The organism is Aeromonas sp. R7-1 (assembly GCF_040908115.1).
Taxonomy (GTDB): domain Bacteria; phylum Pseudomonadota; class Gammaproteobacteria; order Enterobacterales; family Aeromonadaceae; genus Aeromonas; species Aeromonas caviae.
Genome location: NZ_JBFODD010000005.1, coordinates 20939 through 38420 on the forward strand (window position 1 = coordinate 20939; position 17482 = coordinate 38420).

Genomic DNA, 17482 nt, shown 5'->3' on the forward strand with positions numbered 1-17482 from the left:
AAGAGAAACCGACTGGATCATATTTTGGATATCAATCCGTTTCCTATATTGAATGAAGCGGTTAAGGTAAGCACAGGATCACACACAGGATTGCATAATGGATGATCAAATCCTGATTATTGATGATGAAGATCTTCCCCAATCAGCACCGCGTCCCGCCGGCTGGAAGGTGATGATAGTGGACGATGAACCCGAAGTGCATCGCATCACCAAAATCACCCTGAACAAGTTTGAATTCGACGGCAAGCCGATCGATTTTCTGCACGCCTACTCTGCGGCTGAAGCCAAAGCCTTGCTCGCCCTCACCCCGGATGTCGCCCTGCTGCTGCTCGACGTCGTCATGGAGGTCGATCATGCCGGTCTCGAGGTGGTCAAGTTCGTGCGTGACGAGCTGCAAAACAAGATGGTACGCATCGTGCTGCGAACCGGTCAGCCCGGCCAGGCCCCGGAAGATGACGTGGTGACCAACTACGACATCAACGACTACAAGGACAAGACCGAACTTACCTCCCAGAAACTGCGCACCCTGTTGCGCGCCAGCCTGCGTTCTTACCGGGACATCCGAACCCTTGAGAGCAATCGACAGGGGCTGGAGAAGGTCATCGAGGCGTCCAAGGGGATCTTCGAGCAGCGTGCCCTGCGCCAGTTCGTCGAAGGAGCCCAGACCCAGCTCAGCGCCCTGCTCAATCTGGAAGAGTCCCAGATTTACGATGTGAAACACCTGGCGTATGAGGTGCGGGATCAGGTGCTCGAGCCTCTGCTCAGCGATGGTCCCATGCTGCGCCTCGTCGATGCGCCGGAAATCCTGCGCTGTGCCATGGCCAAGGGAGCCAATGTCTACGATGGCAACCAGATGGTGCTCTATTGCCAGAATGCCCGTCATCACCTGCTGTTCCACATCGAGACCACTCGCCCGCTCAGCCAGATGGATACCGGGCTGCTGAGCCTGTTCACCGAAAACATCATAGTGGCGCTGGAGAATATCCGGCTCAACGAGGTGATCGGTGACAACCAGCGAGAGATCATCTATCGCATCGGCGAACTGGTGGAGAGCCGCTCGAAAGAGTCCGGCTTGCACGTCAAGCGGGTGGCCCTCTACACCGAACTGTTCTGCAAGCTGCTCGGCATGAATGAGGACAGGTGCGAGCTCATCAAGCGGGCCTCTCCCCTGCACGACATCGGCAAGGTGGGGATCCCGGACGCCATCTTGCACAAACCGGGCAAACTCACTCCCGAGGAGTGGGAGATCATGAAAACCCACGCCCAGCTTGGGCAGGACATGCTCTCCGGCAGTGACCTGGCCCTGTTCCAGATAGGCGCCACCATCGCGGGCAACCATCACGAGAAGTGGAATGGCAGCGGCTATCCCCGCGGATTGAAGGGAGAGGACATTCCGCTGGAAGGACGCATCGTCGCCCTGGCGGATGTGTTCGATGCCCTGGGCTCGGATCGTTGCTACAAGCAGGCCTGGCCGCTGGATCAGGTGCTGGCGCTGATCAAAGAGGAGAAAGGAGAGCACTTCGACCCCCTCCTGGTGGATCTGATGCTGGCCAATCTGGAGAAGTTCCTCGATATTCGTGAGCAGTACAAAGACATCTATATCGGCGCTCACTGATATCGGATTCACCCCATCCACTTGCCACCATGAAGAAGCCGCCCATTGGGCGGCTTCTTTGCAATGTGCGCGGAATTATTGCTCCGGCAGATTGAGATCCAGTTTCGGGGTTGCTGGCGTCTCTTCAAGTTGCGCCTTCTGCGCCGCCATCGCCTTGTGCAGAGTGCGGCGCTTTTGCAGCAGAATGAAACCACCGGCCCCCAGCAAGAGCAGCAACACGCCACCTCCCCCCAGCGCCCAGGGCAGCCAGACCGGACTCTCCCGCTCCTCGAACCGGTCGGGGGTGGCGGCGGATGCGGGCATGGCCGCAGAGGGTGCGGGAGGGGGGGGAGGCGGTGCTATGGTGAACGACTTGGCCGGCAATTGCAGTTGCACCTCGCGACCGAGCCGGGTTGTTCCAAAGAGGGTGGCCTCCACCTTGTACTGCCCTGCCGCCTTGAGGGCGGAGAGATCCACGCCAAAACGCGGCGCTGTCGCCACCTCGTTGAACGTCATGCTACTGCCGCCGCCGTCGATGGCCTTGCCCTGGATGACCACGGAGGCGGGATCCAGTTCATCCACATCGATGACCAGAGAGAGCTTGGCTCCCCCCTCCCCGGAGGGGGGATTCAGGGAATAGCTGACCGGCCAGGGGTAGAGCAGCACCTGCTGTGACTGGGCTCGTGAGAAGACCTCATTGCCGGTGCTGAAGAGGGCTCGGTATTTTCCCGCAGGAACGTCCAGTACCGCCTCGGCGGTCAAGATACCGTCCCCCGGCACTTCGTCCACCCCCTTGCCATCATCCATGTAGCGTCCCAGGGTCTCCTCGAACACGGGATCGCCGCTCTGGCTGGCATCGTTGAACTGCTGAAGCTTGACGGTCATGCCCAGATCGGTGAGGTAGTAACCCGCCCCAGGCGCCGCGCCATCGATCAGCAGACGGGATTGCAGTTTGACCCGTTCACCCTGATAGAGGCGGGCCGGCAGCGGCTCGCTCTCGACCTGGATGTCGGTGAGCAGGCGCACCCGATTGTCGGGGTCCACCTCTCCGATCGCCTGCCAGGGGCCGGGCATGGGGTCGCGGATGGTGATGAGATCCTGATCCTTGAGGGGCAACCAGCCCACGTCGGGCGGCTTGACCTTGCCCACATAGAGCTTGCTGCCATCGGGTCGCACCAGGATCACCGAGGGTGTCCCCGGCTTGCGCTTGATGATGAAGGTGATCTCCTTCACGCCGTAATCGATGCGAAAGCGGTTGTCGAGCAGAGGAATGTCGGAAGGCGCAAACACCTCGTTGGCCGCGGCCGGGAGGGAGGCCAGCAGCAGCAGCCCCCAAAGCGATCTCATTGCCGCCACAGGCAGGCACCTCCTTTTTTCTGTACCAGATCCAGCCTCGCTTCATGGACAGCCGCCACCTCGTCGCTGGCGCGCACCACCCTGAGCGGCGGGCGATTGCTCTCCAGACGACGAATTCCGGTATCCTGGCTGGTCTCACTCTCGCTGGTTTCGCTCGCCAGATTGAGTTTGGTCTGGCCACCCGTCATCAGGAGGTAGACGTCCGCCAGGATCTCCGCATCGAGCAAGGCGCCGTGCAGGGTACGGTGAGAGTTGTCGATGCCGTAGCGATCGCACAACACGTCCAGGTTATTGCGCTTGCCCGGGAAGAGATCCCGCGCCATCGCCAGGGTATCCGTGATGCCGCAGATATCCGCCGTCTTGAAGTTCAGACCGAGCTTGCTGAACTCATAGTCCATGAAGCTCACGTCAAAGGGGGCGTTGTGGGCGATGAGCTCTGCGCCGCGAATGAACTCGATGAAATCGTCCGCTATCTGGCTAAAAGAGGGCTTGTCCGCCAGGAAGGCATCCGTGATGCCGTGCACGGCGATGGCCTCGGGGTCCACCAGCCGATCCGGCTTGATGTAGACGTGGAAATGGTTGCCGGTGAGTTTGCGGTTGATCACCTCCACACAGCCGATCTCGATGATGCGGTGCCCAAGATAAACGGGGCCGCCCGCGGTGTTCATGCCGGTGGTTTCGGTATCCAGAATGATCTGGCGATTCAGTTGGGGTGTGCTCATGATCAAATCCATGTCAAACTTCGGTTTTACTCGCTAGTTTACCCCAAGCCTCTCGCTAAAACAGATTGATTGCTCATGTTGAAACAGATTGATTTATTCACGGATGGCTCCTGCCTAGGCAACCCGGGCCCCGGCGGCTATGGTGCCGTCATGGTCTATGGCAAGCATCGCAAGGAGATCTCCGCCGGTTTTCGATTGACCACCAATAACCGGATGGAGCTGATGGCTGCCATCATGGGGCTGCGGGCCCTGAACGAACCCTGCCAGGTGCGGCTCACCACCGACAGCCAGTATGTGCGCCAGGGGATCACCCAATGGATCATCGGCTGGAAAAAGAAGGGCTGGATGACCGCCAACCGTCAGCCGGTCAAGAACGTCGATCTCTGGCAGGCCCTGGATGCGGAAGTGGCCCGTCACCAGATCGAATGGCTCTGGGTGAAGGGACACTCGGGCCACCCGGAGAACGAACGCTGTGACGAGCTGGCCCGTGAGGCCGCCAGCGGCAAGCAGCTTGCCGAAGACAGCGGCTACCAGCCCTGATGCCCGCTAGCCGCCCTGGCGCGCCATTCCTGGCGCGGCCATCGACTCCGGCAGCCGCCAGCGGCGACGCACCGGTGTCACGGGGAAACGCCGCTTGCGGGCGGCAATCACGTAAACAGACGCCAGGGAGCGGCAATAGTCCCGCCCCAGACTCTCCCGCCACCAGCCGATCTTGCTCTGCCTGCCCATGAAGGAGAAACCGAACCGCTCGTCGAACATCACCTCGCAGCCGAGCAATTGCAGCCAGTCGGTCACCCGTGCGGGCGTGAACATGCGGGCAGACCAGGGCAGATGCCGCCGCATGAAGGGCAGATAGTGACCCAGCCCCACCAGGCTGAGCGGGTTGTAACCGCTGACAATGAGCCAGCCATCGTCGGTCAGCACCCGTTCTGCCTCCCGCAGCACCTGATGAGGATCCGGCGAGAAATCGAGGCAGTGAGCCAGCAGGCAGGCATCCACGCTCCCCGATCGCACCGGCAAGGCGAGCGGATCCCCCTGGATGTCCAGCAGCCGTCCGCCGGGGGCGACACCGATTTGATGACGAATGGTGGAACAGCCGCAGGAGAGTTCGGCGCTCAGGGCACCTATCTTGAGCAAGTGATAGCCAAAGAGGTGGGGGCACCAGTTGTCGAGGCGCTCCTGAAGCTCGGCGGCCACCCAGTCCCCCATGGGCAGTGCGGACCAACTGGTCGGAAGCGCGATCTGTTGTTCGGTACGTGCCAGTTGCATAATGGGACCAACTCGGGGGCGAATGCCATCCAGTTATATAAGATCCCTTCCTTAAAGAGAACACAAGAGACCTCGACCCATGTATACCGTCATCACAGTTCCCGCCTTCAGCGACAACTACATCTGGTTGATCCGTCATGAAAATCACTGCCTGGTCGTCGATCCGGGCGAGGCCGCTCCCGTGCTGGAACGGCTGGCTGCGCTGGATCTGGTGCTGGATGCCATCCTCCTGACCCATCACCACCGCGATCACGTCGGGGGCGTATCCGAGTTGCTGCAACACTTCCCCCACGCTCGCCTCTATGGTCCCAAGCATGACCCCATGCCGGACCATCACGGCCAATGGCTCGACGACGGGGATCAGATCAACTGGCATGGCCTGAGTCTGGATGTCCTCCATGTACCCGGTCATACCCTGGGGCACATCGCCTATTACGGCCAGGGCATGCTGTTTTGTGGCGATACCCTCTTCAGCGCCGGTTGCGGCCGTCTGTTCGAAGGGACCCCGGCACAGATGTACACTTCCCTGCAACGGCTCGCGGCACTGCCCGATGAGACCCTCCTTTATTGTGCCCATGAATACACGCTCTCCAACCTGCGTTTCGCCCATGCGGTCGAGCCCGACAACCTGGCGATCCAGCGGCAGATCGGCGTGATCAGCAAACTGCGTCAGCAGGGCCTCCCGAGTCTCCCCTCCCGGCTGGGAGATGAGCGGAATTTCAATGTTTTTCTGCGCTGCGAGCAGGACTCGGTAAAATTTTCTGCTGAGAAATACGCCCTTAAATGCTTGGAAAATCCAGAGGATACCTTCGCTGTTCTGCGGGCCTGGAAGGACGTTTTTTGAACAAACCTTGATCAGGGGGGCATTGCCCCTTATGATGCGAGCTGTTTTTCCACAGATGACCTGAGCGAGATGAAGCTACGAACGGCCTTATTGGCAGCGCTGTTTCTCAGCGGCTGTCAAAACCTGAGCCATCAGGATGACCGGGCGGTAACGGCAATCGAGCCGATCAAATCCCCCCAAGTCAGCAAGAAAACGTACAAAAAACACTCTTCGCGGATGCTGTTCGGCGACGAACAGATAGAAGAGCTGGATGACACTGATAACCTGTGGGTGCGTATCAGCGATGATATGCAGCTGGACTCGCACGATAATGCCCGGGTTCGCCAACAGCGTGATTGGTTGTTGCGCAATGATAAGCATATGGCGACCATTGCCAGCCGGGCTGAGCCCTACCTGTATCTGATGGTAGAGGAAATCGAACGGCGTGAGCTGCCAATGGAGCTTATTACCATCCCCATGATCGAGAGCATGTTCGATCCCAATGCCCGCTCCCGCAGCAATGCGGTCGGTCTTTGGCAGTTCGTTCCTGCAACCGGCAAGAATTTCGGCCTGCGCCACGACAACTGGTACGACGGTCGACGCGATGTCCTTGCATCCACCAATGCCGCACTGGATTACCTGGAGTACCTGAACCGGTTCTTCGACGGTGACTGGCTGCAGACCCTGGCCGCTTACAATGCCGGTGAAGGTCGGGTGCGCAACGCCATCACCCGCAACGAACGGGCTGGTCGTCCGACCGACTACTGGTCGCTGGACCTGCCCCGCGAGACCCGGATGTATGTGCCCAAGATCCTGGCCATGGCCGACATGATCCGCAATGCGGACAAATACAATGTCACCCTGCCGGTGCTGGCCAACAAGCCGCAATTGCGAACCATCAATACCGGTGGTCAGATTGATTTGAACGTGGCCGCCCAGCTGGCTGGCGTTTCCGCCTCCCAGCTCAAGGCGCTCAATCCTGCGCTCAAGCGTGGCATGACCTCGCCGCAGGGCCCTTACAACCTGCTGGTCCCCGTCGAGTACGCCGACACCCTGGAGCTGGCCCTGGCCGATCTGCCCCAGCGTGAACGTACCCGTGGTGTGCGCTCCTATCAGGTCACCAGTGGTGATACGCTGTCACGGATCGCCCAGAATCACGGGGTGACCGTGCAACAGCTCAAGCTGGCCAACAACATGCGCGGCAACAACCTGCGCCGTGGCCAGAGCCTGATCATCCCCAATGGTGGGCGCGCAACCCAGGTTGCCCAGAGCAAGCCGCAGCAGCTCGCCAGCCGCAGTGGTGGCAAGGTGAACTATCAGGTGCGCTCCGGTGACAACCTGTGGAGCATCAGCCAGGCACACGGGGTCACCCACGCCGACCTGGCCAAGTGGAACGGCCTGAACGCCAAGTCGGCCCTCAAGCCTGGCATGAAGCTGGTGGTCTGGCCCAAGCAGGGCAAGAGCAGCAACAAGTCCATGGTCTATCAGGTGCGCCGCGGTGATTCCCTCTCCTCCATCGCAGCCCGCTTCCAGGTCGCCGTCAACGATGTGATGCGCTGGAACCAGCTCGGCAAGAGTGACTATCTCAAGCCGGGTCAGGAGTTGACTCTGTTCGTGAAGAACAACAGCTGATCGCTCGTCGCAATCCAAAAAATACCCCGCTTGATGCGGGGTATTTTTTTGTCTGCATGAACCAGCGGCGACGCCGCTCTCCCCTGAGGGATGACTCAGGGAGTGATGGCCTGGGCCGCAAAGCGCGCCAGAATGGGGTTGTGGTCAGAGGCATCGGTAGCCGGTGAACTCACCTCCACCAGATCCAGATTGCGATAGTAGAGGTGATCCAGCGGGCGGCCAAAAGCGGTGCGACGCAGATCAGGCACAGGTATGGCCTCCTGCAGGCCAAGCTCGCCCACCAGCTTGTTCAACCAGAACGCGCGCTTGTCGCTCCAGGTGTTGAAATCGCCGCCCAGGATGACCGGCCCCTGGTGGCGATGGATCAACGCAGTCAGATCGTTGAGCTGCTCGCGGAAGGTCGCCATGCCCAGTTCGAAATTGACCGCATGGAGATTCACCACCAGCACGCCGTCAGGATCCCCCTGCAAGGGATAGAGACTGACCAGACCTGACTTGGGGATACGCAGCAGGGGTTCGGGGGAACGGACGCCACAGACAAACGCCTGCGGCGTTTTCGCCACCGTCATCACGCCAAAGGAGACACCTCCCTGGGTGAAGGCCTGCAACTGCTGCCACTGGAAATCGCCTCTCTTCAGCCAGTCCAGCATCTCGGGCCGGGTCGCCGACTCTTGCAGCAGCACCAGATCCTGGGACTTGGCATACTCATCCAGCCCTTCCCGCCAGTTCTTGCGTTGTCCCTTGTAGAGGTTCCAGACGGTGATGCCAAACTCCCTCGGCAAGGCCGTGGAGGCGAGCGCCACCAGAGGTGGTCTGTCACAGCTTGCGCCAGGTATGATACCTGCCGCAGTCACCAGATGATCTTGATCCGGTACCTCGAAGCAACCGACCAGCCCCAACGTCAGCAGGGACGTTCCCAGAATCCGATAACTATTTTTCATTGGCTAACAATCACCTGCCTCTGCAAGACGACATGGCCCTCACACAGGCCACGGTCGCCGACTAGTCTCATTATTCGTGTCCGGCCCGACTCATCCAGAAGGAATTCAACGATGGCGAGACAGCACCAGTACCGCGTGACATTTTACGATCAACAGGGAACCTGTCATCAAGTGGAGCTTTCCACCGTCTATCAAATCAGGCGGGATCCCCAATGTGATCTCTGTCTGTTCGACACCCGGCAGTGCGTGGGGTCGGAAGAGATGCTGGAGCGCATGATACGGCAAAAAACCGGGCTTGAGCAGGAAATATCCATCATCAATGCCCGGCTCATCTGAGCAGACTCAGACCGGGACGGGGCGGGATTTGCCCTGATCGTCGATGGCCACATAGGTGAAGACGCCCTCGGTCACGCAGTACCGCTGGGCTTCGTTCTCCCGCAATACCGGCTTGACCCAGACCTCCAGTTTGAGTCGCATGGAGCTGCGACCAATCTTGAGGCAGCGACCGTAACAGCACACCACGTCACCCACCTTGACCGGGCTGTGGAAGGTCATCCCCTCCACCGAGACGGTACAGATGCGCCCTTTTGCCAGCTCCTTGGCCATGATGCCCCCACCTATATCCATCTGGGACATGATCCACCCGCCGAAGATATCGCCATTGGGGTTGGTATCGGCTGGCATTGCCAGGGTTCTCAGCAACAGCTCCCCATCGGGGTGGCGCTTGGTCTCTTCCATCATTACCGCTCTCTTTATCATGGATGGCGGCATGATAGGGGGCGATCCCCCCCTTGGCAAACCTCAATTGTCCCGGAGCGCGCGCCGTATCTGGTTTGCACGCCAGATGACCGACTCCGGGGCCCGGATGGCGACGACCCGTTCAGCCCTTCAAGGCCGCACCGTCCGCAAACCAGTGGGCCGGATCCGGCCAGCGATAGACGAAACCAAGCTGCTGGCAGATGCGCTGACCTTCGATGGGAGCAAACTCCCCCGCCGGCTCGACGAACTGCGGCGGCACCAGCCCGAGCAGGCGGCTCGCGAAGGGGTAGAGCTGCTCCCGACGTGGGTGAACGGGGGCACTCAGATTGTAGGCATCCCCATCCTGCCCCCGGGCCAGCATCAGCTCACAGGCGGCCACCACGTCGTCCAGATGCACCAGGTTCACAGCCTGGCCTCCCCCGGCCAGCGTCTTGCCCGCCAGAAAACGGCCGGGGTGACGGTCAGGACCATAGAGTCCGGCCGGGCGCAAGATCATGGCGCAGTCAACATGCCCTTCCAGCACGGCAAGCTCGGCCGCCCGCATCCGCAAGCCTCTGTCATGGGCTGGAGCGGGCGTATCCTCCTCCCCCTGCCCGGCCCCCCAGACCGAAGTCGCGCTGATAAACAGAACCCTCTGAACACCCGCCTCCCTCGCCTGTCGACACAGGCTGGCCACGGACGCCGAGTAATCACCGGTCTTGCTGGGGGGCACACAGATCACCAGGTCATGACAGCGAAAAGGCAGTGATCCCATGTCAGGGGTAAGCAACAGCGGCCAGGCGGCAATACCCTCCCCCCGCAGCCGTTCAGCCTTTTCGGCCGTACTGACCGTCACCGCGACAGATTGCCCCTGCTCTTGCAATGCCCTGGCCAGGGGCAACCCCAGCCAGCCGGCGCCCACGATACCCGTCTGATACTCAAATTCGTTCGTCATACCCGGATCCTGACAAAAAAAAACGGCCATCCAATGATGACCGTCGAAAGTAACGAAGGAAATAGCCGGATTAACCGGTTACCTCCCACAGCGGGAAAATCGGGAGCGCACGCTCCTAATTCGTGGGCCTATCCTAGTGGCAGCGCGGTCAAAAAGCTTTGAAGCGGATCACAGTTGAAAAGGATTTCTGAAAGCGCTTTCACTGTTTTACAAAAAAGTCGACCCGCACGGGGCCAACTTCATGACTCAGGCCACAGATTCCCGCCGTACCAGTTCGGCTTCGAATTTGAGCGCCAATCCCTCTACCGGCTTGTGATCCAGCAGCCTCAGGGCCAGCTCAGCGGCACGCTCTCCCATCTCCTCGATGGGGTAACGTACCGTGGTGAGCTTGGGATAGATGTATCGGGCATAGGGGATGTCATCAAAACCGACCACAGAGACCTGCTGGGGGATCTTGTAACCCCGCTCCAGCAGACAGGAGATGGCCCCCGCCACCATGGCATCGTTGAAACCAAGCACAGCGCTGAACTCGACGCCGCGCGCCAGCAGCTCGCTCATGGCCACATAGCCACCTTTTTCATCGGCATAGGCACGGCCGATGAGGGCAGGATCCAGCTCGATACCTGCCCGTTGCAGGGCGAAGCGATAGCCGGCCATCCGCTGCTGACCATCCACAAACTCCTCGTCATCGGAGGTGACGAAGGCAATCCTGCGATGTCCCGCGTCCAGCAGATGCTGGCAAGCCGTGGTGATGCCGGCCTGGTTGTCCAGCCAGACGCAGCGATCCTCGCAGCCTGGCACCTGACGGTTGATGAAGACGATGGGGGTCGTGCCCGACGCCAGCTCGCTGAGCTCTTCGTCAGGCAGCGCCTTGCTGTGCAGGATCAGGGCATCGCACTGGCGCTGCAGCAGCGCCTGGATGGCGTGCCGCTCACGGGTCGCGTCGTGGTTTCCGGACACCACGATGGTGAACTTGTTCGCCTTGTCGACCATGCTTTCGATGCCGCGCATCATCTGGGCGAAGAAGGGGCCGCCACACAGATCCCCCACCAGCACACCGATACAGTTGGAGCGCTTGCTCACCAGGGCCTGGGCGAAGCTGTTTGGACGAAAGCTGAGCTCCTTCATGGCCGCGAGGACAGCCTCGCGCTTCTCGGGCGCCACCTGCGCCGTGTTGTTGATCACTCGAGACACTGTCGAAATGGAGACATTCGCCAGCTGAGACACATCTTTGATCGTTGCCACTCTCGATTCCTTTGTTGGAAAAGCCTGTCAGTGATGATCGGGCATTGTATCGAACCTGACAGACCAAGACGCGGCGCCCGATCACCTGGCAGGTTTCCTTTTGTAACAAAGCTTAAGGGATGATAACCATTCTGGGGCAAGAATGGGAGGCAGCCGCCACAACGACTGCCCCCCGAACTCAATAGGCGTGATTCAGCTCGCGTTCCGACATGAAACGCAAAGGCTGCTGCAGCTTGTGTTGATAGATGAGATCGAAAGAGAGCACGTTCTGGACATAGTTGCGCGTCTCCCGATAGGGGATGCTCTCCACCCAGACATCCATCGGCTTGTTGTCGCTCTGCTCGCGCCAGCGCTTGACCCGGCCAGGACCCGCATTGTAGGCCGCCGCCGCCAGGATCCGGTTGCCGTCATACACATCCAGCAGGCGCTTGAGGTAGGCGCTGCCAAGTCGAATGTTCATGGCCGGGTCGAACAGTTGCTGCTCGTTGCGATAGGGCACCCCAAGCTTGCCGGCCGTCTCTTTCGCGGTGGCAGGCATCAGCTGCATCAACCCCCGCGCCCCGACCGGTGACTGGGCCAGGGGATAGAGTGCGCTCTCCTGACGGGAGATGGCGTAGAGCAGACTGGTGTTCATGGTGCGCTCTTGTGCCATCTGGGAGAAGGTGCGCTTGAGGGGCAGTGGGAAGCGCAGGTCCAGCGCATCCCAGGCCTCGGCACGGATGCTGGAGAGGATCGCCAGCTCGTGCCAGCCCTGGTTGAGGGCGATGTGGCCAAACTCCAGGCGCTGGGCCACGCTGTTGCGATCCATGTTGTGGATCCACTCAGAGCGGGCCGCCGTGATCTCGTTCATCGCCAGCAGCTCACGCACCCGCAGCAGGAAGGGCCAGCGGCGGCTGGCACTTTGCCAGTCCGGCACCTTGTGCGCCACGCTCTGGTTCTTCATGCGATAGGGCACACCGGTGCGCTGGGCCGCCATGAAGCCGTAGAAGCCGCGCAGGCTCGCAGTCTCGAGATACAGGTCCCGCGCCGGTTTCTGCCGCCCCTGTTTCTCCAGCGAGCGCGCCATCCAGTAACGCCAGCGATCCTCTTTTTGCAGCCCCATGGGCATCCGCTTGACCCAGCCTTCGAGGCCGCGCCAATCCTGCTCCCAGATGGCAAGACGGGCCCGCAGCTCCACCAGCTCCGGATCCTTGAGCCGCACCAGAGCCGTATCCAGCCAGGCGCGCTGGTCAGAAGATCGGTCCAGCAACAGGCGGCGGGCGGCCGCCTTCTCCACCCGATTCACCTCGGCATGGTTCAGGCCGAAGCGACGGGTCATCTCCCCCAGTTGGCGCAGAACCGCGTCGGGCTCCTGGTTGGCGTAGCGGGCCAGCCCCAGGGAGAGCAGATGGCGCGACGGGGGCGCCGCCGTGAAGTTGGCAGGATTCATCGCCCGCACGGGTTGGTCATACAGGGCGATCATCTGATCGCCATACCCCTTCATGCCGCTGCCGAGCTGGGCCCCGAGGTGGCGAATGAGGTTGGGGTTCTGGGCCTCGAAAGCCAGGTTCATGCGCTCCCAGATCTTCTCCTGGGTGCGCAGACCTGCCTGCTGCCAGAGCTGGAACAGGGGATCGCAGGCATCGGGCCTGGATTGGCCGCTCAACCAAAGCTTGCCTGCCTCCTGCAGGGCTTCACTCTGGTGCCCCGTGTAGTAGCGGGCCTGATAGTGCTGACAGAGCAGATCGGTGGAGCTTGGCTTGGCCGGATAGAAGCGCAGGAACTGGGACCACTGCTGGCTCTGGGCAAGATAGGTGAGATAGCTGCGCTCGAGCCGGTTGGACTGGGGGGTGTCCCCGTGCTGGCGGATGAAGCGGGTCACATCGTTGTAGTCTGCAGCCCCAGGACGGAACGCAAGCTTGTAGTAATCCAGATAGGGCAACAGAGGATAGTGGATCAGGCGTGCCCGAAGCTGGCTGAATTTGACCTGATCATTGGCACGCACGGCCTCATGGGCCTGGCGATAGAGAGACTGCTCCATGGTTTGCGCAAAGGCGGGTGCCACTAGCCCTGGCACGCACAGCGCCGAAAAGATGATTCCCTGCACGGCTTTCACGAAAGGTATTCTCCCTTGAGAGGCATAACCACCGCCCGCTGGCGGTGGTGAGATACCTTCATTCTACCCGTTAAATATGGGCGCTACGCCACACTATTTTTATCGGTGCAGACGGGGCGATCACCGCGTACCTGGCGGCTGACATAGCGTTCAAGGTAGGGAACAGGGAGCGGCTTGGAGGCGAGGTATCCCTGGAAGAAATGGCAGCCCTGCGCCTGCAGAAACTCCAGTTGCTGGCGGGACTCCACTCCCTCCGCCGTCACGTTGAACCCCATGTGGCGGGCCATGGCGATCACGGCCTCGACGATGGCCATGTTGTCACCATCCTTCGGAATGTCCTGGATGAAAGAGCGGTCGATCTTGAGCTCGTCAGCCGGCAGCCGCTTGAGGTAGCTCAGGGAAGAGTACCCCGCCCCGAAGTCGTCGATGGCAAAGCTGATGCCCAGGGTCTTGAGTTCCGCCATCTTGCTGATGGTGTCTTCCGCATGACCCAGCACCACCGACTCGGTGATCTCCAGGTTGAGGCAGGCGGGATCCATGCCGGTGGCAGCCAGCACGTCGTGAATGCGATCGACGAAGTCGGGAGCATGGAACTGTTTGGCGCTCACGTTGACCGACAGCTGGGGGACGTGGATCCCGTTCTCCTCCCAGGAGACGTACTGGGTACAGGCTTCGTGCAATACCCAGTTGCCGATGTCGACAATGAGATCCGTCTCCTCGGCAATGGGGATGAACTCGGCAGGCGACACCAGGGCACGCCCGGGGGGTTGCCAGCGGATCAGTGCCTCGACACCGATGATCTCCCCCCCCGCCACCATATGCTGGGGCTGGTAGTGGAGAGTCAGCTCCCCATTGTCGAGGGCACTGCGCAGCTCGTTGTGAATGTGCAGACGCCGGTCGGCCTGCAACTGCATGGAGGCATCGAAGAAGCGCCGGGTCTTGCGGCCCGCCGATTTCGCCTGATACATGGCGGTGTCAGCCTGCTTGAGCAGATCCCCCGCCTCCTGCTCCCGACCGGGGAAGAGGGTGATGCCGACACTGGCGCCGATGTGCAGCACCTGGCCTCTGAAATCATAGGGGGCGGCGATCTCCCCGATGAGCCGCTCCGCGATGAGGTCGGCCTGCATCTCCGCCTGGGGCGGGCTGATGGAGAGCGCTGGCAGCAACAACACGAACTCGTCGCCGCCGAGACGGGCCAGACAATCCCCCTGGCGCACCAGCCGCTTGAGACGGCTGGCCACCTCCTTGAGCAGCCAGTCGCCGGTGGCGTGACCCAGGGAATCATTGATGGTCTTGAAGTGGTCGAGATCGATGAACAGCAGGGCCCCGATGAGGTGACTGCGATTTGCATCGGTGAACGCCTGGGTCAGGGTTTCGTGCAGCTGACGGCGATTGGGCAGACCGGTCAGCTCGTCATAGAAGGCGAGATCCTGGATGCGGCGCTCCGCCGCCTTGCGCTCTGAAATATCCTCGAAGAAGATGACATAGTGGCTGATCCCCCCCTTTTCATCCTGCACCGGCGTGACGATCTCCCACTGGGGATAGGCGTGACCGTCGGCGTGCAGGCGCAGAGTTTCCCCCTGCCAGCGATCCAGGGCGTTGAGCTCGTAACCCAACCCTCCCAGCCCCGACCAGAGATCGTTGCCAAGGTGCAGACCAATCACCCCCTGGTTGTCAAAGCCGGTGATCTGGCTGAAGGCGTAATTGACCCGCAGGATCTTGAACTCGGGATCCGTGATGATGATCCCTTCGTGAGTTTCAAAGGCCACCGCAGACAGCCGCATCAGGGCATCGCTCTGCAGGCGCTCCAGCTCGGCCACCATGCGCACCGAGAAGATGGTCAGGACGGAATCCAGATCCGTGGTCCGGGTCTGGCTTGGGAACAGCAGGGCAAGATGGCCCAGGATCTGACCGTTGCGATCGAGCAGCGGCTGGGCGTAATAGTGCTGGCCCGGGGGCAGATCGGGATACCCGGTCAGGGGTTCACTCACGGGGACCGCGCAGGAGGGCCCCTGGCGATAGAGTTGCTGGCAAGGCATGTCACAGAGAGCATACTCCTTGACGTCGATGCCGTGGCTCGCCAGCACCCTGAGCCTGTCGAGACCGACCCGCTCCGTCAGCCAGACGGCAGTGGCTCCCAGGATATGGGCCAGCTCGTTGACCAGGGTCTGGCAAAAATCGAGCCCCGTCTTGGCGGAGAGCGCCTGCGCCAGCTTGGCCAGCAAGGGGGCCTGCAACATGGGAAGCGGCGGTGTCACGCCTGCGGGGGAGTTGGCGCGATCCATCTCGCGATGCATCATTTCGAGGGGGGCAAGCCAGCCACAACAGAGCCCCTGTGCAGGCACATACTGGCCGTACCAGAGCGCATGGTGTACCTTGCCGTCCTCATCGCGCAGGTGACCGATGAACTGGCCAGGCTGGCCGGAATCGTGGAGTCTTGCAAGAAAATCGGCGAAACCCGCTTCATCTTCCCGCTCAAGTTGGGTGGCCCAGGGGTGGGCTCCCTCCCCTGCCCAGGGTTCACAAGAGACATGATCAGACAGGCTCCATTGCCCATGCTGCCGATCATAAAACCACATCATCTGGGTGGCTTGCTGCTTCATCTACGACTCCAACCACTACAACCACGTTATCCACCCCGACTCCTGCAGAAAAGCATATCCGTTTGCGCGCATATCTCCACCGGCGCATGGCAATGATTTTGCGATGCGATGAGGCGATGTGGGTGGAGAAAATTCGAGACTATGCGGCAAAAACCAAACATCGGGTCGACACAAGGCGCTGCCGAGGGGGGACAGAAACGATCCTATTTGCTGATACTGCCTGCCTGTTTCACTGAGCTCAAGCGGTTTTTGGCATGAAACGGGAAAAGCTCACAATTTATGGACAGCGGGATTCCCAAGGGTATTTTTCGTGACACAGATCACATTTTGATTTGGCGACATGGGTAATCTGGAGGTGAAGACACAAGCAAGACGACCCGAAGGGGGCCATTATGAAAATCGAAATGACCAGTAAAATCATCGACATCACCCCAGCCATCCGCGAGCGCATTGAATCCCGTTTTGAAAAGCTCGAGCGTCTTCAGGTGCCTCTTATCACACCCCATGTGATCATCTCCAAAGAGCGTTTGATGTATATCGTCGAAGCCACTATCGGCATTCCCAACGGCAAACTGTTTGCGCAGGCAGAGCACGAGGATCTCTATGCTGCCATCACGGACCTGGGCCAGAAGCTGGAACGCCAGCTCAACCGTCACACGGAAAAACCCATCGCCCGTCGTGCCGCCGGCAAGGAAGTGCCCCAACCGGACGAAGCAGACGCCTGACAAGGTTCACCACTCATAAAGCAAAAGGCGGGTTATCCCGCCTTTTTGCATTCTACCGTGCCGTCACCCCAGCCAGCGCAGCCTGGCATCCACCCCTTGCGCAAGCTCATCGAGCAGCGGCAGCATCATCAGTGGAGCCTCCTCCCTGGGGTCAGCGCCCATAGGTCGGGCCTGCCAGCGCTCGCGACCCAGTGCCGAGAGGTTGTCGTACACCGCGGGATCCAGCGCGGGTGTTCGGCTCACCAGTGGCGGGGAGCGCAGCGCCAGCCAGAGTCTCACATCCGTCATGCACCCGCCCTGTTGCAGACGCTCGTTGAGGCTGGTGGCATCGCTCTCTTCCACCCCGCCTTGCAGGGACGCCCGGGGCATCAGACCGAAACGGGAGCGCCAATCCAGCTCACCCGACGCAGGCTTGGGCGGGGCATCAAACCAGGGCTGCTCTTCCACCGCATCGGTCAGCAGCGCCAGGTGCAGCCTGAAGTCGGCACGGTCCCCCGCACGGAGATCCTGGTTGAGCCGTTGGCCCAACTGGGCCTCATCCACGAGCAAGCGGTCACGAATCGCACTGGGCAGCATGAGATAAATCTTGGAAATGAAGGTTTCATTGCTTATCGGCCATCAACCCGATCCTTTAAGCATTAAAAATCCCGGCAGAGGGGTTCACAAGCGCGACAGATCTGTTAGTATGCGCCTCGCACTTGGGGAGGGGTTCCCGAGCGGCCAAAGGGATCAGACTGTAAATCTGACGGCTCTGCCTTCGAAGGTTCGAATCCTTCTCCCTCCA

17 protein-coding genes and 1 tRNA gene are annotated in these 17482 nt (G+C 60.6%); 7 read left to right on the forward strand and 11 right to left on the reverse strand.

Annotated features, from left to right (window positions below; all coding sequences use genetic code 11):
* Window positions 1-97: 97 nt before the first annotated feature.
* Window positions 98-1615, forward strand: coding sequence for an HD domain-containing phosphohydrolase (locus AB5Y51_RS00495; protein ID WP_039038835.1), 1518 nt, complete (start codon window positions 98-100; stop codon window positions 1613-1615).
* A gap of 75 nt (window positions 1616-1690) precedes the next feature.
* Here the strand turns inward: AB5Y51_RS00495 and AB5Y51_RS00500 are convergent, their stop codons facing one another.
* On the reverse strand, window positions 1691-2941 hold the full coding sequence (locus tag AB5Y51_RS00500; protein ID WP_042865207.1) for a TIGR03503 family protein: 1251 nt from the start codon (window positions 2939-2941) through the stop codon (window positions 1691-1693).
* Entirely contained in the window at window positions 2938-3672 is a 735-nt protein-coding gene (gene dnaQ, locus AB5Y51_RS00505; protein ID WP_041212726.1) for a DNA polymerase III subunit epsilon, read from the reverse strand. The genes AB5Y51_RS00500 and dnaQ overlap by 4 nt, the downstream gene beginning before the upstream one ends.
* Window positions 3673-3747: 75 nt before the next feature.
* Between dnaQ and rnhA the strand changes: the two genes are divergently transcribed.
* Window positions 3748-4212 carry a ribonuclease HI gene (gene rnhA / locus AB5Y51_RS00510; protein WP_103259825.1) on the forward strand — a complete coding sequence of 155 codons (465 nt, stop codon included), beginning with the start codon at window positions 3748-3750 and terminating at the stop codon, window positions 4210-4212.
* 6 nt (window positions 4213-4218) lie between these two features.
* On the opposite strand, the gene AB5Y51_RS00515 is transcribed toward rnhA, so the two are convergent.
* Window positions 4219-4941 carry a class I SAM-dependent methyltransferase gene (locus AB5Y51_RS00515; RefSeq protein WP_010674137.1) on the reverse strand — a complete coding sequence of 241 codons (723 nt, stop codon included), beginning with the start codon at window positions 4939-4941 and terminating at the stop codon, window positions 4219-4221.
* A gap of 79 nt (window positions 4942-5020) precedes the next feature.
* On the opposite strand from AB5Y51_RS00515, the gene gloB reads away from it, so the two are divergent.
* On the forward strand, window positions 5021-5785 hold the full coding sequence (gloB, locus tag AB5Y51_RS00520) for a hydroxyacylglutathione hydrolase (RefSeq protein ID WP_368177882.1): 765 nt from the start codon (window positions 5021-5023) through the stop codon (window positions 5783-5785).
* Between the two features lie 87 nt (window positions 5786-5872).
* On the opposite strand, the gene AB5Y51_RS00525 is transcribed toward gloB, so the two are convergent.
* The gene (locus AB5Y51_RS00525; RefSeq protein ID WP_010674135.1) at window positions 5873-6145 is read right to left on the reverse strand and encodes a hypothetical protein; all 273 of its coding nucleotides are present in this window, start codon (window positions 6143-6145) and stop codon (window positions 5873-5875) included.
* Between AB5Y51_RS00525 and AB5Y51_RS00530 the strand changes: the two genes are divergently transcribed.
* Entirely contained in the window at window positions 6074-7396 is a 1323-nt protein-coding gene (locus AB5Y51_RS00530; protein WP_223302529.1) for a LysM peptidoglycan-binding domain-containing protein, read from the forward strand. The genes AB5Y51_RS00525 and AB5Y51_RS00530 overlap by 72 nt on opposite strands.
* Before the next feature lie 95 nt (window positions 7397-7491).
* Here the strand turns inward: AB5Y51_RS00530 and AB5Y51_RS00535 are convergent, their stop codons facing one another.
* Window positions 7492-8337 carry an endonuclease/exonuclease/phosphatase family protein gene (locus tag AB5Y51_RS00535; protein WP_029314263.1) on the reverse strand — a complete coding sequence of 282 codons (846 nt, stop codon included), beginning with the start codon at window positions 8335-8337 and terminating at the stop codon, window positions 7492-7494.
* A gap of 111 nt (window positions 8338-8448) precedes the next feature.
* On the opposite strand from AB5Y51_RS00535, the gene AB5Y51_RS00540 reads away from it, so the two are divergent.
* The gene (locus AB5Y51_RS00540) at window positions 8449-8673 is read left to right on the forward strand and encodes a hypothetical protein (RefSeq protein ID WP_010674132.1); all 225 of its coding nucleotides are present in this window, start codon (window positions 8449-8451) and stop codon (window positions 8671-8673) included.
* Window positions 8674-8679: 6 nt separating this feature from the next.
* On the opposite strand, the gene yciA is transcribed toward AB5Y51_RS00540, so the two are convergent.
* The 5 genes from yciA to AB5Y51_RS00565 all read right to left on the reverse strand — a co-directional run bounded on the left by yciA (window position 8680) and on the right by AB5Y51_RS00565 (window position 15973).
* Window positions 8680-9078, reverse strand: coding sequence for an acyl-CoA thioester hydrolase YciA (gene yciA, locus AB5Y51_RS00545; protein ID WP_029314261.1), 399 nt, complete (start codon window positions 9076-9078; stop codon window positions 8680-8682).
* A gap of 139 nt (window positions 9079-9217) precedes the next feature.
* Window positions 9218-10030 carry an NAD-dependent epimerase/dehydratase family protein gene (locus AB5Y51_RS00550; RefSeq protein ID WP_368177883.1) on the reverse strand — a complete coding sequence of 271 codons (813 nt, stop codon included), beginning with the start codon at window positions 10028-10030 and terminating at the stop codon, window positions 9218-9220.
* 246 nt (window positions 10031-10276) lie between these two features.
* Window positions 10277-11275: a LacI family DNA-binding transcriptional regulator gene (locus AB5Y51_RS00555; protein WP_368177884.1), complete on the reverse strand. Its 999-nt coding sequence runs from the start codon at window positions 11273-11275 to the stop codon at window positions 10277-10279.
* A gap of 178 nt (window positions 11276-11453) precedes the next feature.
* Window positions 11454-13370: a transglycosylase SLT domain-containing protein gene (locus AB5Y51_RS00560; protein ID WP_368177885.1), complete on the reverse strand. Its 1917-nt coding sequence runs from the start codon at window positions 13368-13370 to the stop codon at window positions 11454-11456.
* An 83-nt stretch (window positions 13371-13453) separates the two neighbouring features.
* Window positions 13454-15973: an EAL domain-containing protein gene (locus tag AB5Y51_RS00565; protein WP_324033372.1), complete on the reverse strand. Its 2520-nt coding sequence runs from the start codon at window positions 15971-15973 to the stop codon at window positions 13454-13456.
* Between the two features lie 392 nt (window positions 15974-16365).
* Between AB5Y51_RS00565 and raiA the strand changes: the two genes are divergently transcribed.
* The gene (raiA, locus tag AB5Y51_RS00570; protein WP_010674126.1) at window positions 16366-16698 is read left to right on the forward strand and encodes a ribosome-associated translation inhibitor RaiA; all 333 of its coding nucleotides are present in this window, start codon (window positions 16366-16368) and stop codon (window positions 16696-16698) included.
* 63 nt (window positions 16699-16761) lie between these two features.
* Here raiA and AB5Y51_RS00575 read toward each other — a convergent pair whose 3' ends face one another.
* Window positions 16762-17274 carry a VC2046/SO_2500 family protein gene (locus tag AB5Y51_RS00575; protein ID WP_041215524.1) on the reverse strand — a complete coding sequence of 171 codons (513 nt, stop codon included), beginning with the start codon at window positions 17272-17274 and terminating at the stop codon, window positions 16762-16764.
* Window positions 17275-17400: 126 nt separating this feature from the next.
* Between AB5Y51_RS00575 and AB5Y51_RS00580 the strand changes: the two genes are divergently transcribed.
* Window positions 17401-17482 (forward strand) — tRNA-Tyr (locus AB5Y51_RS00580).

What these genes read in the sequence shown, in the direction of transcription:
- AB5Y51_RS00495 (WP_039038835.1), top strand. Translation starts at nt 98, where the DNA reads ATGGATGATCAAATCCTGATTATTGATGATGAAGATCTTCCCCAATCA.
- AB5Y51_RS00500 (WP_042865207.1), bottom strand. Translation starts at nt 2,941, where the DNA reads ATGAGATCGCTTTGGGGGCTGCTGCTGCTGGCCTCCCTCCCGGCCGCG.
- dnaQ (WP_041212726.1), bottom strand. Translation starts at nt 3,672, where the DNA reads ATGAGCACACCCCAACTGAATCGCCAGATCATTCTGGATACCGAAACC.
- rnhA (WP_103259825.1), top strand. Translation starts at nt 3,748, where the DNA reads ATGTTGAAACAGATTGATTTATTCACGGATGGCTCCTGCCTAGGCAAC.
- AB5Y51_RS00515 (WP_010674137.1), bottom strand. Translation starts at nt 4,941, where the DNA reads ATGCAACTGGCACGTACCGAACAACAGATCGCGCTTCCGACCAGTTGG.
- gloB (WP_368177882.1), top strand. Translation starts at nt 5,021, where the DNA reads ATGTATACCGTCATCACAGTTCCCGCCTTCAGCGACAACTACATCTGG.
- AB5Y51_RS00530 (WP_223302529.1), top strand. Translation starts at nt 6,074, where the DNA reads ATGCAGCTGGACTCGCACGATAATGCCCGGGTTCGCCAACAGCGTGAT.
- AB5Y51_RS00525 (WP_010674135.1), bottom strand. Translation starts at nt 6,145, where the DNA reads ATGCTTATCATTGCGCAACAACCAATCACGCTGTTGGCGAACCCGGGC.
- AB5Y51_RS00535 (WP_029314263.1), bottom strand. Translation starts at nt 8,337, where the DNA reads ATGAAAAATAGTTATCGGATTCTGGGAACGTCCCTGCTGACGTTGGGG.
- AB5Y51_RS00540 (WP_010674132.1), top strand. Translation starts at nt 8,449, where the DNA reads ATGGCGAGACAGCACCAGTACCGCGTGACATTTTACGATCAACAGGGA.
- yciA (WP_029314261.1), bottom strand. Translation starts at nt 9,078, where the DNA reads ATGATGGAAGAGACCAAGCGCCACCCCGATGGGGAGCTGTTGCTGAGA.
- AB5Y51_RS00550 (WP_368177883.1), bottom strand. Translation starts at nt 10,030, where the DNA reads ATGACGAACGAATTTGAGTATCAGACGGGTATCGTGGGCGCCGGCTGG.
- AB5Y51_RS00565 (WP_324033372.1), bottom strand. Translation starts at nt 15,973, where the DNA reads ATGAAGCAGCAAGCCACCCAGATGATGTGGTTTTATGATCGGCAGCAT.
- raiA (WP_010674126.1), top strand. Translation starts at nt 16,366, where the DNA reads ATGAAAATCGAAATGACCAGTAAAATCATCGACATCACCCCAGCCATC.
- AB5Y51_RS00575 (WP_041215524.1), bottom strand. Translation starts at nt 17,274, where the DNA reads ATGCTGCCCAGTGCGATTCGTGACCGCTTGCTCGTGGATGAGGCCCAG.